At 69.1% G+C, this 25,492-nt stretch carries 24 protein-coding genes; 19 read left to right on the top strand and 5 right to left on the bottom strand.

All coding sequences use genetic code 11. The annotated features are described in order from the left end of the window. The first annotated feature begins 69 nt into the window (after nucleotides 1-69). From bamA to D7Y11_RS17625, 8 genes are all read left to right on the top strand, one after another. On the top strand, nucleotides 70-2,541 hold the full coding sequence (gene bamA, locus D7Y11_RS17660; RefSeq protein ID WP_233596847.1) for an outer membrane protein assembly factor BamA: 2,472 nt from the start codon (nucleotides 70-72) through the stop codon (nucleotides 2,539-2,541). Nucleotides 2,542-2,660: 119 nt separating this feature from the next. Then, entirely contained in the window at nucleotides 2,661-3,227 is a 567-nt protein-coding gene (locus D7Y11_RS17655; RefSeq protein WP_014395493.1) for an OmpH family outer membrane protein, read from the top strand. A 15-nt stretch (nucleotides 3,228-3,242) separates the two neighbouring features. After that, the gene (gene lpxD, locus D7Y11_RS17650) at nucleotides 3,243-4,307 is read left to right on the top strand and encodes a UDP-3-O-(3-hydroxymyristoyl)glucosamine N-acyltransferase (protein WP_120595198.1); all 1,065 of its coding nucleotides are present in this window, start codon (nucleotides 3,243-3,245) and stop codon (nucleotides 4,305-4,307) included. Then, entirely contained in the window at nucleotides 4,304-4,774 is a 471-nt protein-coding gene (fabZ, locus tag D7Y11_RS17645) for a 3-hydroxyacyl-ACP dehydratase FabZ (RefSeq protein ID WP_206797923.1), read from the top strand. The genes lpxD and fabZ overlap by 4 nt, the downstream gene beginning before the upstream one ends. Before the next feature lie 34 nt (nucleotides 4,775-4,808). Beyond that, complete coding sequence (lpxA, locus tag D7Y11_RS17640; RefSeq protein ID WP_120576362.1) at nucleotides 4,809-5,585, top strand: acyl-ACP--UDP-N-acetylglucosamine O-acyltransferase; 777 nt, start codon at nucleotides 4,809-4,811, stop codon at nucleotides 5,583-5,585. A gap of 30 nt (nucleotides 5,586-5,615) precedes the next feature. Next, nucleotides 5,616-6,419 (top strand): LpxI family protein, encoded by an 804-nt coding sequence (locus tag D7Y11_RS17635; RefSeq protein WP_126934259.1) that lies wholly within the window; start codon nucleotides 5,616-5,618, stop codon nucleotides 6,417-6,419. 74 nt (nucleotides 6,420-6,493) lie between these two features. Then, nucleotides 6,494-7,519 carry an OmpA family protein gene (locus tag D7Y11_RS17630; RefSeq protein ID WP_120576364.1) on the top strand — a complete coding sequence of 342 codons (1,026 nt, stop codon included), beginning with the start codon at nucleotides 6,494-6,496 and terminating at the stop codon, nucleotides 7,517-7,519. Nucleotides 7,520-7,527: 8 nt separating this feature from the next. Further along, nucleotides 7,528-7,998 (top strand): hypothetical protein, encoded by a 471-nt coding sequence (locus D7Y11_RS17625; protein WP_120576365.1) that lies wholly within the window; start codon nucleotides 7,528-7,530, stop codon nucleotides 7,996-7,998. On the opposite strand, the gene D7Y11_RS17620 is transcribed toward D7Y11_RS17625, so the two are convergent. The 3 genes from D7Y11_RS17620 to lpxB all read right to left on the bottom strand — a co-directional run bounded on the left by D7Y11_RS17620 (nucleotide 7,991) and on the right by lpxB (nucleotide 10,569). After that, nucleotides 7,991-8,620: a MarC family protein gene (locus D7Y11_RS17620; protein ID WP_121753388.1), complete on the bottom strand. Its 630-nt coding sequence runs from the start codon at nucleotides 8,618-8,620 to the stop codon at nucleotides 7,991-7,993. The two genes, D7Y11_RS17625 and D7Y11_RS17620, sit on opposite strands and share 8 nt — an antisense overlap. 12 nt (nucleotides 8,621-8,632) lie before the next feature. Further along, nucleotides 8,633-9,337, bottom strand: a complete 705-nt coding sequence (locus tag D7Y11_RS17615) for a polyprenol monophosphomannose synthase (RefSeq protein WP_120576367.1) — start codon at nucleotides 9,335-9,337, stop codon at nucleotides 8,633-8,635. A gap of 71 nt (nucleotides 9,338-9,408) precedes the next feature. Continuing rightward, complete coding sequence (gene lpxB / locus D7Y11_RS17610) at nucleotides 9,409-10,569, bottom strand: lipid-A-disaccharide synthase (protein ID WP_120576368.1); 1,161 nt, start codon at nucleotides 10,567-10,569, stop codon at nucleotides 9,409-9,411. 63 nt (nucleotides 10,570-10,632) lie between these two features. Between lpxB and D7Y11_RS17605 the strand changes: the two genes are divergently transcribed. The 9 genes from D7Y11_RS17605 (at nucleotide 10,633) to D7Y11_RS17565 (ending at nucleotide 21,626) form a co-directional block, all read left to right on the top strand. Next, nucleotides 10,633-12,519: a DUF4388 domain-containing protein gene (locus tag D7Y11_RS17605; RefSeq protein WP_120576369.1), complete on the top strand. Its 1,887-nt coding sequence runs from the start codon at nucleotides 10,633-10,635 to the stop codon at nucleotides 12,517-12,519. Nucleotides 12,520-12,521: 2 nt separating this feature from the next. Further along, on the top strand, nucleotides 12,522-14,306 hold the full coding sequence (locus D7Y11_RS17600; protein WP_126934258.1) for an ABC transporter ATP-binding protein: 1,785 nt from the start codon (nucleotides 12,522-12,524) through the stop codon (nucleotides 14,304-14,306). A 220-nt stretch (nucleotides 14,307-14,526) separates the two neighbouring features. Next, on the top strand, nucleotides 14,527-15,702 hold the full coding sequence (locus tag D7Y11_RS17595; RefSeq protein ID WP_126934257.1) for a PHP domain-containing protein: 1,176 nt from the start codon (nucleotides 14,527-14,529) through the stop codon (nucleotides 15,700-15,702). Between the two features lie 20 nt (nucleotides 15,703-15,722). Then, entirely contained in the window at nucleotides 15,723-16,991 is a 1,269-nt protein-coding gene (locus D7Y11_RS17590) for a 3-deoxy-D-manno-octulosonic acid transferase (RefSeq protein WP_126934256.1), read from the top strand. Continuing rightward, nucleotides 16,988-17,989 carry a glycosyltransferase family 4 protein gene (locus D7Y11_RS17585; RefSeq protein ID WP_126934255.1) on the top strand — a complete coding sequence of 334 codons (1,002 nt, stop codon included), beginning with the start codon at nucleotides 16,988-16,990 and terminating at the stop codon, nucleotides 17,987-17,989. Before D7Y11_RS17590 ends, D7Y11_RS17585 begins: the two co-directional genes overlap by 4 nt. Continuing rightward, a complete protein-coding gene (locus tag D7Y11_RS17580; protein ID WP_126934254.1) occupies nucleotides 17,989-19,020 on the top strand; it encodes a glycosyltransferase in 1,032 nt (343 codons plus the stop codon). The genes D7Y11_RS17585 and D7Y11_RS17580 overlap by 1 nt, the downstream gene beginning before the upstream one ends. After that, on the top strand, nucleotides 19,017-20,096 hold the full coding sequence (gene lpxK / locus D7Y11_RS17575; protein WP_120576375.1) for a tetraacyldisaccharide 4'-kinase: 1,080 nt from the start codon (nucleotides 19,017-19,019) through the stop codon (nucleotides 20,094-20,096). The genes D7Y11_RS17580 and lpxK overlap by 4 nt, the downstream gene beginning before the upstream one ends. A 31-nt stretch (nucleotides 20,097-20,127) precedes the next feature. Then, nucleotides 20,128-21,141 (top strand): bifunctional heptose 7-phosphate kinase/heptose 1-phosphate adenyltransferase, encoded by a 1,014-nt coding sequence (locus tag D7Y11_RS17570; protein ID WP_120576376.1) that lies wholly within the window; start codon nucleotides 20,128-20,130, stop codon nucleotides 21,139-21,141. Further along, complete coding sequence (locus tag D7Y11_RS17565) at nucleotides 21,138-21,626, top strand: adenylyltransferase/cytidyltransferase family protein (RefSeq protein WP_126934253.1); 489 nt, start codon at nucleotides 21,138-21,140, stop codon at nucleotides 21,624-21,626. The genes D7Y11_RS17570 and D7Y11_RS17565 overlap by 4 nt, the downstream gene beginning before the upstream one ends. A 169-nt stretch (nucleotides 21,627-21,795) precedes the next feature. Here the strand turns inward: D7Y11_RS17565 and D7Y11_RS17560 are convergent, their stop codons facing one another. After that, a complete protein-coding gene (locus tag D7Y11_RS17560; RefSeq protein WP_121753383.1) occupies nucleotides 21,796-22,905 on the bottom strand; it encodes a glycosyltransferase family 9 protein in 1,110 nt (369 codons plus the stop codon). An 82-nt stretch (nucleotides 22,906-22,987) separates the two neighbouring features. On the opposite strand from D7Y11_RS17560, the gene D7Y11_RS17555 reads away from it, so the two are divergent. After that, nucleotides 22,988-23,866: a YicC/YloC family endoribonuclease gene (locus tag D7Y11_RS17555; RefSeq protein ID WP_121753384.1), complete on the top strand. Its 879-nt coding sequence runs from the start codon at nucleotides 22,988-22,990 to the stop codon at nucleotides 23,864-23,866. Further along, nucleotides 23,863-24,486, top strand: coding sequence for a guanylate kinase (gmk, locus tag D7Y11_RS17550; RefSeq protein WP_121753385.1), 624 nt, complete (start codon nucleotides 23,863-23,865; stop codon nucleotides 24,484-24,486). The genes D7Y11_RS17555 and gmk overlap by 4 nt, the downstream gene beginning before the upstream one ends. Before the next feature lie 635 nt (nucleotides 24,487-25,121). Here gmk and D7Y11_RS44330 read toward each other — a convergent pair. Continuing rightward, nucleotides 25,122-25,492: hypothetical protein (locus D7Y11_RS44330; RefSeq protein ID WP_233607319.1), on the bottom strand; the 371-nt coding region annotated here is incomplete at its 5' end.

Below are 25,492 nucleotides of genomic sequence, written 5' to 3'. Positions count from 1 at the left end.
GCGCTTTTGGATTGAGGGGCCCTCCCCCCATCCCGTACATTGCCCCGCCTTTTCCTGGCCGGACTGCACTTGAGGCTCACCGTTCTGCGCAAGTCATTGCTCCCGCTGCTGGCGGTCGCCCTGTGGGCGTTTGGGCCCGTTGCTGCCTACGCCCAGGTGGACGTCGACGCGGGTTCGCCCGTCGTCCTCCCCCCGTCCACTCCCGCCGCCACGCCCGTATCGCCTCCGGATGGGGGCCCTCCCTCGGGCGCGGACGCGCCGCTGGCGTCCTCTCCGGACGACGAGGACACCAACGTCTCCCCCTCGGATCGCGTGGTGGAGATCCGCATCGAGGGCAACCGCCGCGTGGAGTCGGAGGCCGTCCGCCGCGCCATGCGCACCCAGGTCGGTGACGCGCTCACCCGCTCCGCGGAGGACCTCCGCGCCATCTGGGCCCTGGGCTACTTCACGGACGTGCAGCTGCTCGCGCAGCGCCTGGCCAACGGCATCGCGTACGTGGTGCGCGTGTCGGAGCGGCCCACCATCCGCGCCGTGGCGCTCCAGGGCAACGAGGAGCTCAACGCGGAGGACCTGAAGGAGCAGCTGGATCTCAAGGTCGGCACCATCCTCGACATCGAGGCCGTGCGCGCCACGCAGAAGAAGATCCAGGAGAAGTACGTCGAGAAGGGCTACTTCCTGGCGGAGGTGACCTACAAGCTGGAGCCGGTCGAAGGCGGCGCCGCGGTCACCGTCGTCTACATCATCAACGAGCACTCGAAGGTGATGGTGAAGCAGATCATCCTCCAGGGCGCGGAGAAGGTGTCCCCGGAGGAGCTCAAGGCGACCATGATCACGAAGGAGGGCGGCTTCCTGTCCTTCTTCACCGGCGAGGGCACCTACCGCGAAGAGGCCTTCCAGCGCGACCTCGCCGTCATCCAGATCGCCTACTACGACCGCGGCTTCATCAACGTGCGCGTGGACAAGCCCACCGTGCAGCTGTCCGCGGACAAGCGCGACATCTACATCACCCTGCACATCACCGAGGGTGAGTCGTACGACATCGGGAAGATCGACTTCGCGGGCGACCTGGAGCGCCCGCCGGAAGAGCTGCTGCGGCTGATGAAGTCGCGCCCCAAGGAGCGCTTCAACCGCGGCCAGCTCTCCACGGACATCTCCGCCATCTCCGACGTGTACTTCGACAAGGGGTACGCGTACGCCAACATCAACCCCGTCACCTCCGTGAACGCGGAAGACCGGACGGTGGACCTCACCTTCGACATCCAGAAGGGCCCGCTCGTCAACATCGAGCGCATCGACGTCGTCGGCAACACCAAGACGCGCGACAAGGTCATCCGCCGCGAGCTGCGCGTCTACGAAGGCGAGCTCTACAACGGCACCGGCGTGAAGCGCAGCCGCGAGCGCGTCACCGCGCTGGGCTTCTTCGAGACCGTCGAAATCACCCAGCACCCGGGCAGCACCGACAACGCCATCGTGTTGCAGGTGGAGGTGAAGGAGAAGGCCACGGGCACCTTCCAGGTGGGCCTCGGCTTCTCCAACGTGGAGAACTTCATCTTCACGGCCCAGGTGTCGCAGAACAACTTCCTCGGCTGGGGCCAGAGCGTGTCCGCGTCCGCCCAGATCTCGGGCCTGCGCTCGCTCGTCCAGCTGTCGTTCTACGACCCGTACTTCCTGGACACGAACTACCTCCTGTCTGCGGAGTTCTTCCGCGTGCAGGCGGACTACGAAGGCTTCATCCGCAACTCCACGGGCGGCACCATCTCCCTGGGCCGCCAGCTGGTGGACGACGTGCTCGCCACGGTCGGCTACTCGCGTGAGTACGTGGACGTGCAGGCGGGGCAGGGCATTGGCGCGGTGCTGCTCGCCAACCAGTTCCAGTCCGGCGTCACCAGCGCGCTGCGCCTGTCCGTGTCCTTCGACCGGCGCGACAACCGCCTCTTCCCGTCGCGCGGCTTCATCCACTACGGCTCGGTGGAGACGGCGCCCTCGTTCCTGGGCGGCACGTTCCTCTTCAACCGCTACACCGCCTACTCGCGCCTGTACTTCCCCCTGCCGCTGGGCTTCGTCTTCAAGACGAACGCCACGATGGGCTACGTGCAGCAGCTGGACTCCAGCAAGCCGCTGCCCATCAGCGAGCTCTATTACGTGGGCGGCATCAACACGATCCGCGGTTACTACCTGCGCAGCATCAGCCCCACGCTGCTGGTGCCGCGCGCGGACAACCCGGACGCCAACGTCACCGAGTTCCGGGTGGGCGGCAACAAGCAGCTCATCTTCAACTTCGAGCTGGAGTTCCCCATCTTCGAGAAGGCCGGCCTGCGCGGCGTGCTCTTCTACGACGCCGGCAATGCCTTCGGCTCAAACGAGAAGTTCTTCGAGGACCGGCAGGACAAGCTGCCCCTGGGCCTCTTCCACGCGGCGGGCTTCGGCTTCCGCTGGTTCTCGCCCATCGGACCCCTGCGCTTCGAGTGGGGAATCCCGCTGACCAAGCGGCCGTCGGACGACTCCATCCTGTTCGAGTTCACGATCGGTAACTTCTTCTGATAGGCATTGACCCCAAGGCCTTCCCGGTACGTCCTTCTCCGCCCTACCCGGGCGGAAGTGAACAGGCCGGGATGGCGGACGTCGGAGCCTGCAGCACCCTTTCCGAGGAGCCTTGACCCATGTCGCTTCGAAGCACCCTGGCGGCCGCCGCCGCTGTCCTGTCGCTCGCCCTCCCGGTTGCCGCTTCGGCCGCCGAGCTCAAGGTGGCCTACGTCGACCTGCAGCGCGTGCTGCTGGAGGTGGATGACGGCAAGGCCGCCAAGGCCCGTCTCCAGAAGTGGCTGGAGGACCGCCAGAAGGAGATCGACAAGGAGCAGGAGACGCTCCGCAAGGAGAAGGACACCCTGGACAAGCAGGCCAGCGCCATGAGCGAAGCCACGCGCACCCAGAAGGCCACCGAGCTCCAGAAGAAGGTGATGGAGCTGGCGCAGAAGTACGAGCGCAGCCGCGCCGAGGCCGCCAACAAGGAGCGCCAGGAGATGGAGCCCATCGTCAACCGCATCGACCAGGTCATCGCTTCCATCGCGGAGCGGGACGGCCTGGGCATGGTGCTGGACAAGCGCGACTCCGGCATCGTCTTCGCGCTGTCCCAGTACGACATCTCCAACGAGGTCGTGCGCAGCTACAACAACAGCGCCTCCAAGAAGCCCGCGCCGGCGGCCAAGGACGCCCCGGTCAAGAAGTAGGCGTTGGACACCCCCGTGCCATCCGCATCCAACGCGCACCGGCTGGGGGACATCGCCACCCACGTCCGGGGTGAGCTCCTCGGCGACCCCGGACTGCTCGTCCATGGCCTGAACGGCCTGGAGGAGGCAGTCCCGGGGGAGGTGTCGTTCTACGGCAACCCCCGCTACCGCAAGCAGTTCGAGGCCACCCGCGCCTCGGCGGTGCTGGTGGGGATGGATGCCACCGCTCGCGACGGCGTGGCCCTGGTGCGGGTGCCCAACCCTCACCTGGCCTACGCGAAGCTCCTCGCCCTGTTCCACCCGGCCACGCGGCCCGCCGCGGGCATCCACCCGGCGGCCCACGTGCACCCGGAGGCCACGGTGCACCCGGAGGCCACGGTGAAGGCCGGGGCGGTGGTGGAGAAGGGCGCCCACGTCGGCGCCCGCACGGTGCTGCACTCCGGGGCCTACGTGGGTGAAGGCGCGCGCGTCGGCGACGACTGCGTGCTCTACCCGCACGCCACGGTGCGCGAGAACTGCGTGGTGGGCTCGCGCGTCATCCTCCACGCCTCGTCGGTGGTGGGCGCGGACGGCTTCGGCTTCGCGTTCGACGCGGAGGGCGAGGACGGCCCCCGCCACTTCAAGATTCCCCAGGTGGGCATCGTCCGCATTGAGGACGACGTGGAAGTCGGCGCCTGCACCTGCATCGACCGCGCGACGGTGGGTGAAACGGTGGTGGGCCAGGGGACGAAGCTCGACAACCTGGTTCAGATCGCCCACAACGTGCGCGTGGGCCCGCTGTCGCTCATCTGCGCGCAGGCGGGCGTTTCGGGTTCGGCGGAGGTGGGCACCGGCGTGGTGCTCGCGGGGCAGGTGGGCGTGGTGGGCCACATCCGCGTGGGAGACCTGGCCAAGGTGGGCGCGCAGTCGGGCGTCGCCCATGATGTTCCGGACGGGCAGGTCGTCAGTGGCAGCCCCGCCATCCCCCACAAGGAATGGCTGCGCGCCAGCGCCGCGTCGGGGCAGCTGGCGGACCTGCTCAAGGAAGTGCGCGCCCTTCGCAAGAGGGTGGAGCTGTTGGAGAAGGAGAAGGGCGGATGATGGACATTGGCGAGATCCAGGCGCTGCTGCCGCACCGCTACCCGTTCCTCCTGGTGGACCGGGTGGTGGAAATCGTGCCGGGCCAGAAGCTCACGGCCTACAAGAACGTCACCATCAACGAGCCCTTCTTCAACGGCCACTTCCCGGGGCACCCGGTGATGCCGGGCGTGCTGATCCTTGAGGCGCTCGCCCAGGCCACGGCCATCCTTGCGTATAAGACGGAAGCCATGGACCCGACGCGGCTCGTCACGTACTTGATGGGCGTGGACAACGCGCGCTTCCGCAAGCCGGTGGTGCCCGGGGACCGGCTCCAGTTGGACATTGAAGTCATCCGCCACAAGGGCGCCATCTGGAAGACGAAGGGTGTGGCGTCGGTGGATGGCGCCAGGGTGGCGGAAGGGGAGTTCCTCGCCACCGTGGTGGACAAGAACAAGGCCGCCAAGGGCGACGAGAGCGCGGCGCCGTAGGGCGCGTCATTCGCGCTGCTGAGGAGAGAAGGACATGGCGCAGGTTCATCCCACCGCGGTCGTCCATCCGGGAGCCCGGCTCCACGACACCGTGGAGGTGGGGCCGTTCTCGGTCATCGGGCCCCATGTCGTCATTGGCGCGGGCACCCGCATCGGGCCGCACGTCGTCATCGAGGGCCGCACCACGTTGGGGGAGCGCAACCACCTCTTCCAGTTCTGTTCCGTGGGCGCGGCGCCCCAGGACCTGAAGTACGCGGGCGAGGACACGGAGCTCGTCATTGGCGACGAGAATCAAATCCGTGAGTTCGTCACGGTGAACCTGGGCACGGTGGCCGGCGGTGGCGCCACGCGCCTGGGCCACCGCAACCTGCTGCTCGCCAACAGCCACATCGCGCACGACTGCGTCGTGGGCAATGAAGTCCTCCTCGCCAACGGGGCCGCGCTCGCGGGCCACGTGGTGGTGGAGGACGCGGTGAAGATTTCGGGCCTCGTCGCGGTGCACCAGTTCACCCGGCTGGGGCGCTACGCGTTCATCTCCGGCGGCTCCATGGTCACCATGGACGTGCCCCCGTACTGCACCGTGCAGGGCGACCGGGCCACGCTGGTGGGCCTCAACACCGTGGGCCTGGAGCGCGGCGGCTTCACCGAGGAGCAGATTGGCCGCGTGAAGGAGGCCTACCGCATCCTCTTCCGCTCCAAGCTGGGGCTTCAGGATGCGCTCGCGCAGCTTCGCGGGGAGCTCTCCAGCCACCCGGAAGTGGAGCACCTGGTGCGGTTCGTGGAGACGAGCAAGCGCGGCGTCACGCGCTAGGCCTCTTCACGAGGGAACGGAGGGGAGTGGGTGGAGCGCATCGGGCTCATCGCCGGTAACGGCCAGCTTCCCTTCCTCTTCGCGCGGGCCGCCCGTGCGCGCGGCCTGGAGGTCGTGGTGGCCGCGCACCGGGGAGAGACGGACCCGGCGCTGGAGCAGGAGGTCGGCCACTTCGCCTGGGTGCGCGTGGGGCAGGTGGGCCGCATCCAGAAGGTCTTCCGCCAGGCGGGCGTTACCCGGGCGGCCATGGCGGGCGGCATCGGCCGCGTGCGCGCGCTCACGGAGGCCCGGCCGGACCTGGGCGCGGTGCGCATCATCTCCCGCCTGCGCAGCTTCCGGGACGACGCGCTCCTGCGCGCCGTGGCCGCGGACTTCGAATCCCAGGGCATCACCATCATCGCGCCCACGGACTTCCTGGGCGAGGTGCTGTGCCCCGAAGGGCACCTGGCGGGCCCCACGCTCAAGCCCGCGCAGGAGAAGGACGTGGCCCTGGGCCGCGAGGTGGCGGTGCTCCTGGGGCAGGCGGACGTGGGCCAGACGGTGGTGGTGCGTGACGGCCACGTGCTCGCGCTGGAGGCCGTGGAGGGCACCGACGAGACCATCCGCCGGGGCGCGAAGCTGGGCGGCCCGGGCGCGGTGGTGGTGAAGCGCTGCAAGCCGGAGCAGGATCTGCGCTTTGACTTGCCCGCCGTGGGGCCCCGGACGCTGGAGGTCATGGCGGAGGTGGGCGCCCGGGTGCTGGCGCTGGAGGTAGGGCGCACGGTGCTGTTGGACGCACCCGCACTCTTCGCGGGGGCCACCGCGCGAGGCATCACCCTGGTGGGCGTGCGGTAGGCTTCGGCGGGAATCCGTTCCCCCGGGCTGGAGTTGCCTCCCCACCTCCCCCGCGACGCCGAGGTTGACGCCGCATGTCCGTTCGACTCCTACCTCTCTTGGCCCTGCTGGGCCTGCCGCTCACCGCCTCCGCGGAGGCCATCCGGGTATCGCTGGAGGGCAAGGCGGCGCTGGGTGAAGGCGTGCCCACGCTGGTCATCCACATCGAAGAGCCCATCGACGGCTTCGAGGTGAAGCTCAAGCGCAGCGACGGCAAGGCGGTGGAGCTCAAGGGGGGCGGCAAGCCGGGCATCACCCGCCGCCTCGCCCTGGAGCAGCCGGAAGGGAAGTTCCACTACGAGGGCGAGCTCACCGTGCGGTTCCCGGGCGGGGCGGAGCCGGGCTCCATGCCTCTCTCGTTCGACACGGAGCTCAACGGCCCGCTGAAGCTGGAGGTTCGCCCGGAGGACGTGGACGTGCCCGGGCGCAAGCTGCGCTTCACGCTGTCGCGCCCGGCCGCGAAGACGGAAGTCACGGTGAAGATGGACACCGGCAAGACGGCCTTCGCAGGCGACGTGGACTTCAAGGGCGCGCCCGCGGGCACGCCGTTGGAAGTGAAGTGGCTGCCGGCGGAGGGCAAGGTGATGCACATCCGCCTGAGGGCCTACGACACCTCCGACTTCTACACGGGCGTGGACCTCTACCCTTGGCAGGTGGACATCCCGCACGAGGAGGTGACCTTCGCCTCCGGCCGCTCGGACGTTCCCTCGGCGGAGAAGGGCAAGCTGGACGCCAGCTACAAGAGCATCACGGAGGCGTTGAATAAGTATGGCCGCTGGGCGTCGCTGCGCCTGTACGTGCTCGGGCACACCGACACGGTGGGCAGCACGAACGACAACCGCGAGCTTTCGCTCAAGCGGGCGAAGAGCATCGCGACCTACTTCCGCCAACGCGGCCTGAAGGTACCAGTGTTCTACGAGGGCTTTGGTGAGCAGTCCCCGGCGGTGCCCACGCCGGACGAGACGGCGGAGGCGGGCAACCGCCGCGCCGAATACATCATCGCGGTGGAGGACCCGTCCCTGACGAACGCGCCCTTCGCCCCTCGCTGGCGCAAGCCTTGAGGTGTCACATGGTGGAACTTGCTCGCATCCGTTGGGCGCTCGCCGTGGCGGGCCTGGGCTTCTTGGGGACGGTGGGCTGCGCGCACTCCGTCCCCCTTGAGCAGCGCGTGCAGGCCGAGGACGAGAAGTGCACGCTCCTCCAGGCGCTGATGCGCCAGCCCGCGCCCGCGAAGGCCATCCAGAAGTTCGTCGCCGAGGGCAAGGAGGAGAGGGCCCCCGTGGTCGTCTACGTGCGCCACCCGGAGGAGGCCACGCTGGAGCGCTTCTTCACCGGCGACACCCAGTGCGCGAACGAGTCGTTCAAGGTCGTGCAGGAGAACGTCGTGGACGCCGTGGTGGTGTACCTGCAGGAGGTCCAGGGCGGCTACGCGTACGACGCGCAGCGCTCCAGCCCGGACCGCCTCACCATGGACGGCCGTCCCCAGGGCACCGTGCGCAAGGACGGCGCCGTGTGGGTGGCGGGCGCGGACGCTATTTGAGCAGGTCCTTCGCCCCGTCCGCGATGAACTGCACCGCGATGGCGGCCAGGATGAGGCCTGACACACGCTCCAGGATGGCGACGCCGGACTGACGCAGCACCCGCTGCACCAGGCTGGACGCGTTGAGGATGAAGTAGGTCACGGTGAAGGTCAGCACCACCGCCGCGACCACCGGCAGCGCGGAGACGAAGGACGTCCCGGAGCGCGCCATCAGCACCATGGCGGTGGCGATGGCGCCCGGCCCCGCGAGCAGCGGAATGGCCAGCGGGACGATGGCCACGTCCTCCTTCACCACGCCTTCTTCTTCTTCCGTGGGGCTGGTGCGCGTGGAGGACGGACGGGCGCGCAGCATGTCCAGGGACGTAATCAGCAGCAGGATGCCGCCCGCCACGCGGAAGGCGCCCAGCGACACGGCGAACACCTGGAAGATGACGCGGCCGAAGACGGCGAAGAACAGCATCATCCCGCACGCCACCAGGCAGGCGCGCAGGGCGGTGCTGCGAATCTGCTGCTTGGTGTCCCCCGCCGTCATCGCCAGGAACAGCGGCACGACGCCAATCGGGTCCACCACGAAGAAGATGGCGGACAGCGACACGAGGAAGGTGGACACCATGGCGGACATCGACATGGCGCTTTAGACCGTGAAGCGCAGCTTCCAGACCATGCCCAGCGCTTCGACGAAGATCTTCTTGTTCATTTTCGAGTGCCCCACGCGCCGGTCCTCGAACACGATGGGGACCTCGCGCACGGTGAAGCCCTTGCGCAGGGTGCGGTAGGTCAGCTCAATCTGGAACGCGTACCCGGTGCTGCGCACCTCATCCAGGTTGATGCTCTCCAGCACGCGGCGGTTGAAGCACTTGAAGCCGCCGGTGAGGTCGCGCACGTCCACGCCCAGGATGCTGCGCGCGTAGAGCGAACCGCCGCGGCTGATGATCTTCCGGCCCACGCCCCAGTTCACCGTGCCGCCGCCATCCACGTAGCGCGAACCCAGCACCAGGTCCGCGCCGCCTTCCGCGGCGTCCATGAAGGTGGGCAGGTAGCGCGGGTCGTGGCTGAAGTCCGCGTCCATCTCCAGGATGTACGTGTAGCCCTCGGCCAGGGCCCACCGGAAGGCGGCCAGGTACGCACGGCCCAGGCCCTCCTTCTTCTCGCGGTGGAGCACGCGCACGCGCGGGTCCTTCGCGGCCAGCTCATCCGCGAGCTGTCCCGTCCCGTCGGGCGAGTTGTCGTCGACGACGAGGATGTCCACACGGGGGTCCGCCGCCAGCACCGCCTGGGTGATGGGGCCGATGTTGTCCCGCTCGTTGTAGGTGGGGATGCAGACCAGCGCACGGTTCATGACCCGGCGGACATACCCCAAACCCGGCGCTGGAACAGCACTCCCGACGCCAACCCGGTCGGTTCTCCGGGTCAGGAGACATGGCGCGGGGGCAACAGCTCCAGCACCGTCTGGGCCGCGCGGTGGGCGGCTCCCACCTCACCCAGGCGTCCGCGCACCTCGGCCAGGCCCTGGACCATGGCGTCGCGGGGCTCACCCGGCAGCCACACGCGCCGCACCTCGGAGGCGATGTTCTCCGGGGTCATCTCCCCCTGGAGCAGCTCCGGCACCACGCGCCGGCCCGCCAGCAGGTTGATGAGCGACACGAAGGCCACCTTCAGCATCAGCCGGCCCACCCAATACGTCACCAGCGACACGCGGTACACGACGACGAGCGGACGCTCCATCAGCCCCGCTTCCAGCACCGCCGTGCCGGAGGCCACCACCGCGGCGTCGCTCGCGCCCACCACCTCCGGGGCGCGCCCGTCCACCAGCACCGGCGTCACGCCGCTGCCCTCGAAGCGGGAGAGGATTTCCTCCTTGGCGATGGTGGGCGCCACCGGCACCACCACCTGGAGCCCCGGCCGCTCGGAGGCCAGCTGCTTCGCGGCCCGGACGAGGGTGGGCAGGATGCGGCGAATCTCACTCATCCGGCTGCCGGGCAGCAGCGCGAGCGTGGGCGCGTCCTGGGACAGGCCCAGGCGCTGCCGGAACTCGAGGGCGCTGGCGGCCTTGGGCATCTGCTCCAGCACGGGACTTCCCACGTAGCGTGCGGGCACCCCGGCCTCCCGGTAGAAGTCCTCCTCGAAGGGCAGGATGCAGAGCATCCGGTCCACCAGCCGCTGGATGGTGCGCACGCGGCCCCGGCGCCAGGCCCAGATCATCGGGGACACGTAGTAGGCCACGGGGATGCCCAGGGCCTTGAGCTTCTTGGCCAGGCGCAGATTGAAGTCCGGGATGTCCACCAGGATGGCGCAGACGGGACGGCGCTCCTCGGCGGCCTGGGCCAGGTCCTTCATGATCCGCAGGATGCGGGGGATACGGGGGAGCACCTCGGTGATGCCCATGACGGACACTTCGCGGGCGTCGTGGATGAGCTCCACCCCCCGGGCGGCCAGCCGGGCGCCTCCCATGCCGAAGAAGGTGAGGTCGGGGCGCAGGGCCTGGAGTGCGGCGACGAGCTCCGAGGCGTGGGTGTCGCCGGAGGCCTCGCCGGCCACGACGAGGATGCGGGGGGAGGATGGCTGCGTCATGGGAGGCAAGACCCTCATCGTAGCTGATGCGCGGAGGGAGGGAGGTTGTAGACTGCGGCCCCCTTGAAGACGCTTCTGCTCGCTGAGAGCCACCCCCCGACCCTGGAGCACCTGACGGGCTTGCTCTCGCAGGCCGGGTACACCGTTCGGGCGGTGAATGACGCCGTGATGGCGTTGGAGCACTTCTCGGCGGACAACCCGGACGTGGTGGTGCTGGGCGTGGACCTTCCGCGAGTGGAGGGACAGCACGTCGTGCACCTCATCCGAGGGCACAGCCAGGGTGGGCGTGTGCCCATCGTGGCCATCGACAAGGGGCACCTGGGCCGCGCGAAGGGCGTGAGCTCGGTGCTGGACCTGAAGGTCAACGCGTACATCCCGGATCCGCTCAAGCCGGGCGAGCTGGTGCCTCGCCTGGAGGCACTGGTGAAGGCCGCGCAGGCCATCACGCTCACGGGCCTGTCCGCCACGCTGTCGAGGCCCGCGGTGGCGGCGGGGGACCTGAAGGCCTTCCCGCTGCCGGCGCTCCTGCATTCGCTCTACCGGCTGCGCCGTGACGGCGTGCTGGTGGTGGCCCTCAAGGGTCTGTCGCGCCGGGTGTTCTTCCTGCGAGGCGGGCCGGTGAACTTCGACTCCTCCGCGAAGGAGGACGCGCTGCCACGCTTCCTGCGCGAGCGTCGGGTCCTCACGGAGGCGCAGGAGCAGCCGGTGGTGGAGTCGCTCGCCTCCGGCCTGCGCATCGGCGCGGCGCTGGCGGACGTGGGCGTGGAGGCGGTGGGCGAAGACCTGCTGGCACTTCTGCGCGACTTCACCCGGGACCGGCTCGGGCGCGTGCTGGCCATGCGCGAGGGCCGGTACGCGTTCTACGCGGGCGACGAGTTCTCCTCCGAAGTGGCCTCCGTGGATCAGCCCGCCCTGGCCCCGCTGCTGGAGGCCGCGCGCAGGCGCATGCCCCTGCGGGTGGTGGCGAACGCGCTCAAGGCGCACCTGAACGAGTACCCGGTGCGCTCGGCGGACTTCGGCCGGGACCTCCAGTCGATGGCGCTGGACACGGAGGACATCAAGCTGGCCATGCAGGTGAACGGCCGCATCGTGCTCAAGGACCTGCTGGCGCACGGGCGCGCGGAGCTGCGGGCGGCGTACACGCTGCTGTGGTTCCTCAAGCTGACGGGCGGGGTGACGTTCTCCGCGACGCCGGTGGCCACGGGGACAGACGTGTTGAGCGCGGCGGCGGTGCCGGACGTCATCGCGCCGCGCAAGCGCAAGAGCCTGCCCGCGGAGACAGCGGCGGCGCTGCGCGAGGAAGCGGTGCGCATCATCACGCGCAGCTACTTCGGCGGGCTGGGGTTGGACCTCGCGGCGGACAAGGAGGCGGTGGAGCGCGCGTACCACGAGACGGCGATGCGCTTTCACCCGGACACCTACGCGGAGTTCGACCTCTCCGACCTGCGCGATCTGTTGGAGCAGGTGCAGGAGAAGCTGTCAGCGGCGTACCGCGTGCTGAGCGTGGATGAGAAGCGCCGCGCCTATCTCCAGTATTTCTTCAGCCGGCAGGAGGTGGTGGGCCGCGCGACCGCCATCAACGTGGACGCGGAGCTGGCACTGCGCCGGGGCGAGTCCGCGATGAAGCGGGGCGACTACAAGGCGGCCATCCAGGGCTTCGAGGAGGCGGTGTCGCTCAACGGCGGTGAGCCCGAGTACTACTCGTACCTCGCCTGGGCGAAGTACCGGGGTTCGCCCGGGCCGTTGATGCAGCGGGCGCTCGCGGCGCGCAAGGTGCTCAAGCAAGCGCTGACGTTGGATCCGTACCTGGAGCGGGCGCAGATCATCGCGGCCATCATCGAAATCGACCTGGACGACGTGCCGCTCGCGCGCAAGAAGTTGATGAAGGTGCTGGAGCTGAACCCGTATTCGGTGCTCGCGAGGGCGGCGTTGCAGAAGGTGGTGAAGTAGTCATGCATCACGCGCTCTGGCGGCTGCTCCGCTACGCGAAACCGCACGCGGGAATCCTCGTCCTGGCCTTCGCGTGCATGGCGGTGTTGGGGCTCGCGACGGGCGCGTACGCGTACCTGCTGGGCCCGGCGCTGCGCTTCCTGTTGTCGGGAGGCGAGGAGGGCTTCGCGAGCGCGCACCGGGTGCCCTGGCTGGCGAACCTGCCGCGCGAGGCAGCGCTCTGGGGCTTCCCGGTGCTGGTGCTGTGCGTGGGCGCGGTGAAGGGCGTGGGGTACCTGGGCCAGTTCTACTTCATGGGCCTGTTCGCGCAGCGCGTGGTGAAGGACCTGCGGCGCGACCTGTTCCTGCGGCTCACGGCGCTGTCGCCGTCGCAGCTGTCGAAGGAGCGGACGGGAGATCTGCTCAGCCGCTTCTCCTCAGACGTGATGGCCGTGGAGCTGGCCGCCATGTACACGGTGGGTTCGTACCTGCGAGACACCATTCAGGTGCTGGTGCTCGCGGGAGTGGCGCTGGCGATGAGCCCGATGCTCGGAGGGCTGATGCTGGCGGTGATTCCGCTGGCGGCGCTGCCCGCATCGAGGCTGACGCGCAAGGTGCTGAAGGGAACGCGAGAAGGGCAGGCCCACCTGGGCCAGCTCGCGGGCCAACTGCACGAAGGGCTGGGGGGCCTGCGCACCATCCAGGCCTTCAACGGCCAGGAGGCGGAGCTGGCGCGCTTCGAGTCCTACGCGAGGGCCCACGAGGAAGCGGTGGTGGGCGCGGCCTGGGCGCGAGGAGGTGTGCCGGGGTTGATGGAGGTGCTCGCCGCGGCGGCGCTCGCGGGAGCGCTGGGGTACGCGGCGGCGACGCGAGCGATGGAGCCAGAAGCGCTCTTGTCGCTGCTCACGGCGGTCATCCTCGTGTACCAGCCGGTGAAGGACCTGGGCCGGGTGACGCAGTTCGCGGTGCAGGCGGGAGCGGCGGGAGAGCGCCTCTTCGCGCTGCTCGACCTGAAGCACCCCGTGGAGGACGCCTCCGGCGCGGGGCCGGCGCCAGCGCTGCGTGAGTCGCTGCGCATGGAGGGCGTGCGCTTCTTCTACGGCGAGCGCCGAGCGTTGGACGGGCTGACCCTGGACCTGAAGGTGGGGCAGGTGGCGGCGCTGGTGGGAGGCAGTGGAGGCGGCAAGAGCACGGTGACGTCGCTGCTGCTGCGCTTCGAGCGTCCCCAGCAGGGGCGCATCCTCCTCGATGGCGTGGACGCGGACACGTACACGGCGGCGAGCGTCCGGAGTCAGTTCGCGCTGGTGACGCAGGAACCGCTGCTCTTCCACGGCACCGTGCTGGAGAACCTGAGGCACGCGAGGCCCGAAGCGACGAAAGAGGAAGTGGAGGCCGCGGCGAAGGTGGCGAACGCGGACGCCTTCATCCAGGGCCTGCCCCAGGGCTACGACACGCGCATCGGAGAGCGAGGCGTCATCCTGAGCGGAGGTCAGCGCCAGCGCCTGTGCATCGCGAGGGCGGTCCTGTCCAAGGCCCCGGTGATGGTGCTGGACGAAGCGACCAGCAGCCTGGATCCAGAGAACGAGCGCGAGGTGCAGGCCGCGCTGGCGAAGGTGCTCCCCGGCAGGACGGCGCTGGTCATCGCGCACCGGCTGTCCACGGTGACGAGCGCGGACGTCATCCACGTGGTGGAGGCGGGCCGCATCGTGGAGAGCGGAAGCCACGCGGACCTGCTCCAGAAGGAAGGCCGCTACGCCGCCATGTGGCGCCTGCAGACATCAGGTCCCGTCGAGCGGGGAGCGGCGTGAGCAAGGCGGGCTCGGTGACGCAGCCCCTCGCTCTGGCGATAGCGCTTGGAAGGCCGCTGCGTCGCCACATGGCGCCTGCGGACGTCAGGCCCCGTCGAGCGGAGAGCGGCGTGACCAATGTCGTCACGGCGGAGCAGCCCCCCGACCTGGCGATAGAGCAAGGAAGGGCGCTCCGCCGCCACGTGTCGCTGGACGTAAGGCCCTTCGAGTGGGGGGCGGTATGAGCAAGCCAATCACGGCCAGGCGGCCCCTCTCCCTGGCGATCCGCGCGGTGTTCGGTGTGCTGTTCCTGCTCCTGGGAGTCGCGGGCTTCTTCGCCTTCGCGGCGGGCTTCGCGGACTACCCCGTCGTCGAGCCTGTCCCGGACGCGAAGCCGTGGATCCGCGGCGCGTACCACGTGCACACCACGCGCTCGGACGGGAACGGGACGCCCGCGAAGGTCGCCCGGGAGGCGAAGGCCGCGGGCCTCGACTTCGTGGTGCTCACCGACCACAACGACTTCAAGCCGCCCGCCGCGACCTGGATGGACGGCGTGCTGCTCATCCCCGGGGTGGAGATTTCGACCAGCGCGGGCCATCTGGCGGCGTTCGGCATGCAGAGGCCCATCGAAGGCGTGAAGCCCTGGGGCCCACCGGAAGAGGCGGTGGCCGCGGTGGAAGCCGCCGGAGGCACGGCGGTCCTCGCGCATCCGGTCCAGACGAAGAACCCCTGGAAGGACGAAGCGACGGCGCACCAGGTCCCAGGCTTCGAGCTGTACTCCGCGGACACCTTCTTCCGGCAGGCGCTGCGAAGTCCGGTGAGCCGGCTCCTGCCCGCGGTAGGCGCCTCCCTGGTGAGCCCGGTGCACGGCGTGATGCTGCTAGCGGTCCCAGAGCCACGCCCGACAGAGCGCTACCTGGAGCTGACGCGAGAGCGAAAGCGCATCGCCCTGTGCGGCAACGACGCGCACGGAGTGCCCGCGTACGAGGACATCTTCAACGCGCTCGACATGGAGCTCCCGCCGGACGTGCTGCCGGGCCCCCTGTCCCAGAACGCGCGCGAAGCCGCGGCCCAGGTCACGCAGGTGCTGGCGAGCGGCCAGGCCCTCTGCGTCTTCCGAGCGCTCGGAGCGCCAGCTGGCTTCGCCCTGGAAGGTTTCGACGCGAACACGAGGGAAGCCCCCGTGGGCACGGTGCTGACGGTCCGCCTCCCGGAACACACCCCGGGCACGGTGGAGGTCCGGGTGTGGGGTGACGGCCGCCTGCAACCCGACGGGCAGCACATCGAGCTGACCGGTCCCGGAGCAGTCCAGGTGGAGGTCTGGGCCCACGCGCCCGGACGTTTCTTCGGCCACGAGTGGCGGCCCTGGCTTGTCCCCAGCCCGGTGCGAGTGGTGCCGAGACCGCCGGGCATCTGATAGAGCGCGGGACGTCGCCCATGCGCCTGCTCTACGTCGTCGCCACCTACGTCCTCTTCGCGCTGCTGTTCCCGGTGCTCTGCGTGTACCGGAAGACGCGTCACGGGCTGAAGCAGCGGCTGGGCTTCTACGGGCCGGGCGACCTGCCAAAGGGAGAAGGCCCGCTGCTGTGGTTGCACGGAGCCAGCGCGGGAGACCTGCTGGCCCTGGCGCCCATGTTCGGCCCCCTGCGCCAACGCTTCCCTGGCTGCCGCATCGTGCTCTCGACGATGACGGACAGCGGCCATGCGATGGCAAGGGACCGCCTGGCGAAGCAGATCGACGGAGTCGTGTACGTGCCCTACGACCTCTGGGGAGCGACGCGAAGGGCGGTGCGAGCCCTTCAGCCGGACCTCCTCATCCTCGAGTACACGGAGGTCTGGCCCAACCTCATCCGAGCCGCGAAGCATTCCGGAGCGAGCGTGGTGATGACCAACGGGCGCTTCTCCCCGGCGAACGTGGGGAAGTACCAGACGCTCTTCGGCCTCATCGACAACCCGCTGAAGGACATGGACCTGCTGCTGATGCGGCAGGACGAGGAAGCCGAAAGAGCAAAGGCCCTCGGCGCACCGGCCGAGCGGGTCCTCACCACCGGGAACACCAAGTTCGACGCCCTCGCGGCGGGGCCAGCCCCGGAGGACGAAGCCCTGCGAACCGCCCTCGGTCTGTCTCCAGCGGATCCGGTGTGGCTCGCGGGAAGCACGCACGAGGACGAGGAAGAAATCCTGTTGCAGGTGTATCAGCGTCTACGGGAGCGCTGGCCCACGCTGAGCCTGGTCATCGCGCCGCGCTACCTGAACCGGGCGGAGCGGATCCAGACCCTCGCCAGGGAGCGGAACCTGACCGTGGGCCTGCGCTCACAGGGCAACCCGGAGCGAGCGCCGGTGGTGGTGATGGACTCGATGGGCGAGCTGTCCCGAGCCTACCGCCTGGCGACGGTGGTGTTCGTGGGAGGCTCGTTCACGAAGCGAGGCGGCCAGAACATCCTGGAGCCAGCGGGGCAGGGCCGGCCGGTGTTGTTCGGCCCGCACATGGACAACTTCCGAGACAGCGTCGCGGTGCTGCAAGGCAACGGAGGCATTCAAGTGGCGGATGGAGAAGCCCTGCACGCCGCGCTGGAGGACCTCCTCGCCCATCCCGAACGCCGGCAGCAACTGGGAGCCCAGGCCGAAGCCACGGTGCGCCGCATCTCCGGAGCCAGTGAGCGCAACGCGGAAGCCATGGCCGCGCTAAGGAGGGCTCCTCGATGACGCTCATCGTCCATCCCCACTTCCACAAGCGGTACACGGGAGTGACCCGGCACGTGGAGTCCGTGGTGCCAGCACTGGCCCAGGGCGACGAGACACGGGTCATCGGCTCCGGCCTGACGGAGGCCCTGCCGCGCATCACCTGGGGAGAGCTGATCCGCCGCTCGCACCAGGAGCCCATCGTCTGGCACGCGCACCGGAACAACGAGCTGCTGGCGGGGATGCTCCTGAAGGCCTTGGGAGGAAGGGTCCAACTCGTCTTCACCAGACACACGTCGGTGGCCCCCACGAGCTTCACCCGCTGGCTCGCGAGGGGCGCGGACGCGCTCGTGTCGCTCACGAAGCAGATCTCCGACGTCATCGCGCTCCCCTCCACGGTGATTTCGCACGGCATCGACCTCAAGCGCTTCCACCCACCGGACGACCGTGACGCTGCCTGGGCCCGGCTCCAGCAGGGAGGCCGCTACGGAATCGGCGTCATCGGACGCATCCGCAAGGAGAAGGGGCAGGGCGACTTCATCGAAGCGCTGAAGCCCCTGTTGCCGCAGCGGCCGGACTGGCAGGCGGTGCTGGTGGGGCTCGCGAAGGGGCCGGACCTGGCATGGGTGAACGGGCTGCGCCAGGGCATCGAGGACCGGGTGCGCCTCGCGGGAGAGCAGTCCACCATCGAGCCCTGGTACCAGGGCCTGAGCATCCTGGTGCATCCCTCCTACGCGGAGGGCTACTCGCTGGTGCACGTGGAGGCGATGGCCTCCGGGTGCTGCGTGGTGGCCTCGAAGCTGCCGTACCTGGACACGCTCATCGAGCACGGCCGCACGGGCTTCTTCTTCGAACCCGGAGACGTGAAGGGCCTGCGCGACCTGTTGGACGAACTGACCCGCGAACCGGAGCGGGCCCGTCAGGTCGGCCGCAACGCGCAGGAAGAAGCGCGCAGCCGCTGCGGCGTCGAGCACGAAGCCCGAGCGCTCCGTGACCTCTACCATTCGCTGGTGAAGCGCTGATGCGCATCCTGCACCTGCTCGCGAGTCCCTTCTGGAGCGGCCCGGCGGAGAACGTCGCGCTGTTGGCCCAGGCGCAGCGGGCCCTGGGCCACGAGGTCACGGTGGCGGTGGACCGCAAGCGCCGGGACATCGCCGCCGAGGAACCCGCCGTGCCCCGCTTCCAGCAACTGGGTCTCCTGGACGAGGGCGGCCTGACGTTGTCCGTGAAGTCTCCACCGTGGGAAATCTGGAGCGACCTGCGAGCCCTCCGCCGCAGGACGGTGGACGTGGTCCACGCCCACTTCACCCATGATCATCTCGTAGCGCGCTGGGGAACGCCGAAGGGCGCGGTGCGGATCCGCTCCATCCACGCGCCCCGTTCGCTGCGTGCATCGCTGCCCGAAGCGAGCGCGTACACGGTGCCCGCGAGCCACCTGATGGAAAAGCTCGAAGGCAGGCATCGCCCCGTCCAGGTACTGCCTGCGTTGGTGGACCCGATGTTCGAGCCCCCCCAGGACCGCAAGGCCCTCCGCCGGACCCTGGGCCTCGAAGACACGCAGCTCGTGGGAATGATCTCCACGTTCCAGCAGAGCCGCCGTCACGCGCTGGGAGTCGAAGCCTTCGCTGCGTTCCGCCAGCAACGTCCCGAAGCTCGCCTCGTACTGGTGGGCGACGGGGCCCTGCTCGAAGCGACGCGGACACAGGTGACAGAGCGAGGCCTCACCGAACAGGTGACGTTCGCGGGCTACCAGCAGGGAGCGGACTTCGCGAAGTGGCTGCAGGCCCTGGATGAAGTCTGGATCCTCGGTCTGGGAAACGACTGGAGCGCGAGGGCCGCGGCCCAGGCCAGGGCCTGCGGCGTCCGAGTGGTTGCGGTGAACGAGGGCGCGCTCCCGGAGCTGTCGGACGCGAGGGTGGAAGCGCCCACGGTGGAAGCCGTCCTCACCGCCACGCTGTCCGGAGCAAAGGCAGGCACCCGGCACCCGACGAACGAGCACATCGCCCGGGACATCCTGGCCCTCTACCAGAAGGCAGCGGAGCCACGGCGATGACGGGCGGACCCACGGCCCTGGAGCGGATCTTCTATCCGCCGGCACCGGAGCCCTGGACCCGTCGTGCCCTCCTGTCACCGCTCACGCTGTTGTCCTGGACCTACAGCGGAGCGGTCCGCCTCCGAGGTGCCCTCTACGATTCGGGATTGAAGCGAGCCGAACAAGTCGAAGGCCTGCGGGTCATCTCCATCGGCAATCTCAACGTTGGAGGCACGGGCAAGACCCCCGCGGTCCTCCATCTCGCGGAGATGCTGATCAGCGAAGGACGCAAGGTCGGCATCCTCACCCGAGGCTACGGACGCGAGTCCCAGGAGCCACTCACCTTCACGGGCGCGGAGGCCCTGCCCGCGGTGACGGAAGCCGGAGACGAACCCCTGCTGCTCGCGCGCAGGTGCAAAGGGGCCCGGCTCTTCGTGGGAGCGGACCGCGTCGCGGCGGCATTCCGGGCCCGGGACGACTTCGGCCTCGACACGGTCCTGCTGGACGACGGCTTCCAGCACCGCCGCCTGCACCGTGACGAAGACCTGGTGGTCGTGGACGAAGCCGTGGGCCTCGGCAACGGCCAGCTGCTCCCAAGAGGCCCGCTGCGCGAGCCCCCATCGGCCCTGCGCCGCGCCACGCTCCTCTGGCTGAGAGCCGCTTCCGGAGATGCCGCCCCCAATCCATGGCTCGAAGGCGTGACTGCTCCCAGGGTCCGGACGCGCTATGGACCCACGGCGTGGTGGGACCCTTCGGGGACCGAGCACGCGACGAAAGCGCTCGAAGGAAAGCCGGTGCTCGCCCTGGCGGGGCTGGCCCGGCCCGGAGGGTTCCTGAAGACCGTGACCACACTCGGAGCGGAGGTCCGGGACGCGGCCCTCTTCCCGGATCACCATCGCTTCACTGCGGACGAGCTTCGCCAGGTCGAAGCCCGGGCCCGCCAGCACGGAGCGCTCGTGGTGACGACGGAGAAGGACGCGGTGCGCCTGCCCGCCGGCTTCGAGGCCTGGGTGGTGCGCCTGGGAGTGGAGGTCCTGGAGGGCGAAGCGCATCTGAAGCGGGCGCTCGGGCTGCAGGGAGAGACGCGCGACTTGTGAGGGCTGGACCGCTGTGGGACAACGCGCGCCCATGCCAGCGGCCCCGTCTTCACGTCCGGCAGCTTCGTCTTCGCGCCTGCCACTCTCCTTCGCGCGCCGTCGGGTGTTGCTGGTGGGAGACCTGGTCGCCGACCACTACCTCTACGGACAGACGGACCGGGTGAGCCGCGAGGCCCCGGTGCTCATCGTCCGGTACGAGTCGTCGGAGGTGAATCTCGGAGGCGGGGCCAACGTGGCGGCCAACATCCGAGCGCTGTCGGGGCAGGTGACGGCGGTGGGCGCCCTGGGCGTGGACTCGATGGGCCGCGAACTGCGCAAGCTCTTCGATGCCGCGGACATCCGGCTGCACGCGGTCAGCAGCCGAAGCATCCAGACGGAGACGAAGACGCGCATCCTCGCGGGAGGCATCAGCACCACGAGGCAGCAGATGCTCCGCGTCGACCGGGGCCAGCGAGGCCCCCTCCCGCCCCGGATGCGCAAGGCCATCGCCAGGCAGGTCGAAGCCGCCGCGAAGGACGCGGACGCGGTGGTGGTCTCGGACTACGGAGCAGGCGTCGTCAGCGACGAAGTCCGGACAGCGTTGCGAAAGCTCGCCGCGGACGGCCTCCCGGTCTGCGTGGACAGCCGCTACGCGCTCATGGCCTTCGCGGGCCTCACGGTATGCAAGCCCAACGAGCCGGAGCTGGAAGCGCTCACGGGCCGTCCGGTGCGCACGAAGGAAGACCTGCTGGAGGCCGGTCACGAAGCGGTCCGCAAGCTGGGCTGCCAGGCCCTGCTGGTGACGCGAGGCCGGCACGGCATGGCCGTCTTCGACGCGAAGGGCGGCGTGGACCTCATCCCCGTGCACGGAGCGAAGTCGGCGGTGGACGTGACGGGAGCGGGCGACACGGTCATCGCGAGCTTCGCGTTGGCACTCGCGGCCGGAGCCTCGTTCGGTGAAGCCGCGAGGCTCGCGAACGTCGCGGGCTCGCTGGTGGTGCAGAAGCCCGGCACGGCGACGGTCTCCCGCGAAGAACTCCTCGAAGCGCTGCGGAGCCCACGATGAACACCCAGGACAAGCTTCGTCCCCTCGCCGCCATCGCGGAGGAGCGGGAACGCTGGCGCGAGCAGGGCCGCACGGTGGCCCTGGCCAACGGCGTCTTCGACCTGCTGCACGTCGGGCACGTCCGCTACCTGGAAGGGGCGAAGGCCCTGGCGGACGTGCTGGTGGTGGCGGTGAACTCGGACGCTTCCACCCGGGCCTACAAGGGGCCGGGCCGTCCGCACATCCCGGAAGCGGAGCGCGCGGAGCTGGTCGCGGCGCTGGCCTGCACGGACCGCGTCGTCGTCTTCGACGAGCCGAACGTGCGAACCATCATCCGCGCCCTCAAGCCCGACGTGCACGTGAAGGGGACGGATTACACGCCGGACTCCATTCCGGAAGGTGACGAGGTCCGGGCTTACGGAGGCAGGACGGCGGTGGCGGGAGACCCGAAGGACCACAGCACCACGGACCTGGCCCGCAGGCTCGGCCGCGAAGGCGCGAAGTAGCCCATGGACCTGGACCCGGTGCTGAGGTCCATCCTGGGATGTCCCCACTGCAAGGGCCCGCTCGAAGAGCACCAGGGCCCCCCGCCCGAAGTCCGCTGCGGCAGGTGCCTGCGAGCCTGGCCCGTGGAGGAAGGCGTCCCCCAGATGGTGCCCGAGCAGGAGCGACCGCTCACCCCGTGAGCGAGGCCCGCCCCGCGACGAACGACCGGACCTCCGAGGCCACGCGCTGCTCCAACCCCACGCCAGAAGCCCCATCCACGATGGGCGTCAGGTCCACCATCCGGTGGGGCGCCACCGCATGGCCCCATCGCTCCATGTCGATGCGCAGGAAGAACGCGAGCGTGGGTGCGCCCACGGCGACCGACAGGTGCATGGGCCCGGTGTTGTTGCAGACGGTAAGGCCGGCGGTCCGCATGAGCGCACCCAGCTCATCGATGCTCGTCGCCGGAGCCAGCTCCGCCCCAGGAGCGCCGGAGATCACGCTCCGAGCCAGGGCCTCCTCTCCAGGTCCCCAGGTCACGACCGGCGAATAGCCGAGCGAAATCAGCTCCCGGGCCGCCGCCGCGAATGCCTCGGCGGGGATGCGGCGCTCACCCAATCGTCCCCCCGGGTTGATGACCGCGCGCCGCGAACCCGTCCCGGAGAACGTCGCCAGATAGCCGCGGAACGCCTCGCCCAGCACCGGCTCCCGGAACGAAAGCCCCTCGGCGACAGCGCCCTTCGTCAGGGGCGTCAGCAGATGTGTGCGCTGAATGGCCTCGTGCCGCGTATCGGACCTGGCCGGCACGGACACCGACTGCAGCAGCGACACCGGCCAGATGCCGGGTCCAATGACGACCGCCTTGGGGCCCACCATTCGCGCGATGAGCGCGCTCGTCACGGATGGAGCACTCCAGTTGGCGCAGTCCACCACGGTGTCATAGCCCGCGCGACGGAGAGCGCGGATGCCAGGCGCCAGGGGCCCCAGCCAGAGCAGGCGCCGGTCGAACGCCAGGACCGCGTCCGCGTCAGGGTGTCCCTGGAGGACGCGAGCCACCTTGGCGTGCACCAGCACGTGCACTTCCGGAGGCGGGTGGAGATGTGCCTTGAGGGTCCGCATCAGGGGCGTGGTGAGAAGGGCCTCGCCCACGCGGTTGTCGGGCCGGACGAGCAGGACCTTACGCGGGTGGGGAAGGGGCGTTCCGGGAGGACAGCGACGTCCGGGGCGCCAGAACAGGAGGGAAGCCAGGAGCGTCAGTGCCAGCTTCGCCCACGTTTCAAGCCGCTTGTGCCACGCCATCGGCGGCGGACCCTACCAGAATTGGAACGGACACAAGACGCTGGCTTGACCTTGGGACCGAAAGCCCCTAGCACCCGGCCCGATGCTCAAGAGCATGACCGGATTTGGCTCGGGCCGCGCCCGCGTGGGGGACGAAGAGGTCTCCGTGGAAGCACGCTCGCTCAACCACAAGTTCTGTGAAGTGAAGGTCCGGCTGCCGCGCGAGCTGTCCGCGCTCGAGCCCGCCCTCGTGAAGCAGGTGAAGGACCGCCTCGCGCGAGGCTCGGTGGAGATTTTGGTGCGCCGGCAGGCCGCCACCGTCTCAGGCAACGTCCCCACGGTGGATGTCGCCCTGGCCCGCGAATACGCACGCGCCTTCCGCGAAGTCGCCGAGGCCATGGGCCAGTCGGTGGAGATCGCCTGGTCGCAGGTGGCCAACCAGCCAGGCGTCATCCGCCTGGAAGAGAAGGGCGTGGACGTGGAGGCCGCCACCCAGGCCACGCAGACCGCGCTCCAGCAGGCGCTCGCGGCCCTGGAGACGATGCGGAACACCGAAGGCGAGTCCATCCACACGGACCTGGACGCCCGGATGAAGCTCATCGAGGGCTGGAGCCAGGAAGTCGCCCGGCTCGCGCCTCGCGCGGTCAGTGACTACCAGCAGCGGCTCACCGAGCGTGTCGCGGAGCTCGCGCGCGGCGTCGCGGTGGATCCGCAGCGCCTGGCGCAGGAAGTGGCCCTGTTCGCCGAGCGCACGGACATCGCGGAAGAGGTGACCCGGCTCGCGACCCACCTCGAGCAGTTCCGGCTCCTGATGGCGAGCCCCGAGCCGGTGGGCCGGCGCATGGACTTCCTCGTGCAGGAGATGCACCGCGAGGTGAACACGACAGGCTCCAAGAGCCAGCACGCGGAAATCTCCGCGCGCGTGGTCTCGATGAAGGCCGAGGTCGAGCGCATCCGCGAACAGGTGCAGAACGTCGAATGAACGAACCCACTGGACTCCAGCCTGGCCTGCTCCTCGTCCTCTCCGCGCCGTCCGGAGCGGGAAAGACCACCCTCGCGCACCGCCTGCTGAAGGAGATGCCGGACGGCATCTTCTCCACCAGCGTCACGACCCGGCGCCCCCGGGGCAAGGAGCAGGAGGGCGTGGACTATCACTTCGTGGGCGTCGCCGCCTTCCAGGAGAAGATCGAGAAGGGGGAGTTCGTGGAGTGGGCCGAGGTCCACGGCCACTTCTACGGCAGCCCCCAGTCCGTGGTGGACGAAGCCCGCACGCGCCGTGGCACCGCCATCTTCGATATCGACGTCCAGGGCGGGCAGGCCATCAAGCGCAAGCACCCCGACGCGGTCCTCATCTTCGTGCTGCCCCCCTCCATGGAGGAGCTGGAGCGGCGGCTGCGAGACCGTCAGACGGACGCGGACGAGACCATCCGTCGCCGGATGCTGGCTGCCCGCTCGGAGATCGAGCGGGGAATCGCGTCCTACGACTACATCGTGGTGAACGACGACTTCGAGCGCGCTTATCAGGAGCTGCGCTCGGTGGTGGTCGCGGAGAAGTGCCGGCGGGGGAGGGTGGACCTCTCCAAGCTCAGGTTCGGGAGCTGAAATCCGCCTGGGGAATGGGTGGAACCGCCCCACGGGTTCCCCCTCCACCACGTCGCACCGCGCCGGCAGTCTGCATCAAATTTCTTGCGCTGGCCGATCGCCTGATGGATAAGCCGCCCACCTCGCGGCGACACGCAGGCGCCACTCCGGTGGCACCTGAGCGACGCAGAAACGGGGAGAGGCGCAGTCGGCCTCATCGGTGACGGGAAGTTGACATTCTCCGAACCGATTCTTAGATGGTGCCGCAGCAGGGCAGTCGATCAGCGGGCGTTGAAGGTGTCGGAGCGGGTTGCCGCCTCACGGGAGGCGGAGCAGATCGGGAAGTAGAAGCAGCGGTCGAACGGTTGACACAGGATGCGGCGGTGGTAGAAGCCGCGCCCCTCACCTCGAAGCCCGCGCACTGGCGCGGAAGGCACTTCGGGGAGAGAGCAGCACCGACAAGGAAATAGGGCAGTCAACGAGCGGGTTGACAGCGAACGCGGCGAAGAGATAGAAGCCGCGCCCTACCGAGGAAGCAGCGGTCCGGAAGGCAACACAACGGACGCAAAGCGGTGAGGAAAGCTGACAGCAAGCGGTTGACAGGGAGGACGGCGCTGAAGTAGAAGCCGCTCCCCTTCGAAAAGAAACGGCGGAAGTCACTGGACGGCGCCAATGAATTTCGAAGCAGCCCGCAGGACGCAAAAAGCGAAGTTGACGCTGAATGCGAACTGAAATAGAAGCTGCAACTCCGCTGGTTGAAGCAAAATCAGCAACGAAGTAGACGGTAGCAAAAGTCGCGAAGCAAGACAAGCGGCTCGGTCTTTGAAAACCAAATAGCAAGCCCAAGCAGTAATGGATTGCGGAAACCCGCAGTCAATTTTTTGAGGGCGCTTCACCTCAAGAGCAGCGCTGAAAAGCGCAGCGAGAGGGAAGTGCCGACGAATCAGCGAGCCGAGACTCCTTAGCCGGGTCTCGGGGAACGCCGGTTCAAGCAAACCAAGAATACAATTGGAGAGTTTGATCCTGG

The organism is Corallococcus sp. AB018 (assembly GCF_003986945.1).
GTDB lineage: Bacteria > Myxococcota > Myxococcia > Myxococcales > Myxococcaceae > Corallococcus > Corallococcus exiguus.
This window is presented reverse-complemented; position numbering and strand designations above follow the sequence as displayed.

What these genes read in the sequence shown, in the direction of transcription:
- gmk (WP_121753385.1), top strand. Translation starts at nt 23,863, where the DNA reads ATGAACGAACCCACTGGACTCCAGCCTGGCCTGCTCCTCGTCCTCTCC.
- D7Y11_RS17590 (WP_126934256.1), top strand. Translation starts at nt 15,723, where the DNA reads ATGCGCCTGCTCTACGTCGTCGCCACCTACGTCCTCTTCGCGCTGCTG.
- D7Y11_RS17555 (WP_121753384.1), top strand. Translation starts at nt 22,988, where the DNA reads ATGCTCAAGAGCATGACCGGATTTGGCTCGGGCCGCGCCCGCGTGGGG.
- D7Y11_RS17580 (WP_126934254.1), top strand. Translation starts at nt 17,989, where the DNA reads ATGCGCATCCTGCACCTGCTCGCGAGTCCCTTCTGGAGCGGCCCGGCG.
- D7Y11_RS17595 (WP_126934257.1), top strand. Translation starts at nt 14,527, where the DNA reads ATGAGCAAGCCAATCACGGCCAGGCGGCCCCTCTCCCTGGCGATCCGC.
- D7Y11_RS17655 (WP_014395493.1), top strand. Translation starts at nt 2,661, where the DNA reads ATGTCGCTTCGAAGCACCCTGGCGGCCGCCGCCGCTGTCCTGTCGCTC.
- fabZ (WP_206797923.1), top strand. Translation starts at nt 4,304, where the DNA reads ATGATGGACATTGGCGAGATCCAGGCGCTGCTGCCGCACCGCTACCCG.
- D7Y11_RS17600 (WP_126934258.1), top strand. Translation starts at nt 12,522, where the DNA reads ATGCATCACGCGCTCTGGCGGCTGCTCCGCTACGCGAAACCGCACGCG.
- D7Y11_RS17630 (WP_120576364.1), top strand. Translation starts at nt 6,494, where the DNA reads ATGTCCGTTCGACTCCTACCTCTCTTGGCCCTGCTGGGCCTGCCGCTC.
- lpxK (WP_120576375.1), top strand. Translation starts at nt 19,017, where the DNA reads ATGACGGGCGGACCCACGGCCCTGGAGCGGATCTTCTATCCGCCGGCA.
- D7Y11_RS17585 (WP_126934255.1), top strand. Translation starts at nt 16,988, where the DNA reads ATGACGCTCATCGTCCATCCCCACTTCCACAAGCGGTACACGGGAGTG.
- D7Y11_RS17560 (WP_121753383.1), bottom strand. Translation starts at nt 22,905, where the DNA reads ATGGCGTGGCACAAGCGGCTTGAAACGTGGGCGAAGCTGGCACTGACG.
- D7Y11_RS17565 (WP_126934253.1), top strand. Translation starts at nt 21,138, where the DNA reads ATGAACACCCAGGACAAGCTTCGTCCCCTCGCCGCCATCGCGGAGGAG.
- D7Y11_RS17570 (WP_120576376.1), top strand. Translation starts at nt 20,128, where the DNA reads ATGCCAGCGGCCCCGTCTTCACGTCCGGCAGCTTCGTCTTCGCGCCTG.
- D7Y11_RS17615 (WP_120576367.1), bottom strand. Translation starts at nt 9,337, where the DNA reads ATGAACCGTGCGCTGGTCTGCATCCCCACCTACAACGAGCGGGACAAC.
- D7Y11_RS17620 (WP_121753388.1), bottom strand. Translation starts at nt 8,620, where the DNA reads ATGTCCGCCATGGTGTCCACCTTCCTCGTGTCGCTGTCCGCCATCTTC.
- D7Y11_RS17625 (WP_120576365.1), top strand. Translation starts at nt 7,528, where the DNA reads ATGGTGGAACTTGCTCGCATCCGTTGGGCGCTCGCCGTGGCGGGCCTG.
- lpxB (WP_120576368.1), bottom strand. Translation starts at nt 10,569, where the DNA reads ATGACGCAGCCATCCTCCCCCCGCATCCTCGTCGTGGCCGGCGAGGCC.
- lpxA (WP_120576362.1), top strand. Translation starts at nt 4,809, where the DNA reads ATGGCGCAGGTTCATCCCACCGCGGTCGTCCATCCGGGAGCCCGGCTC.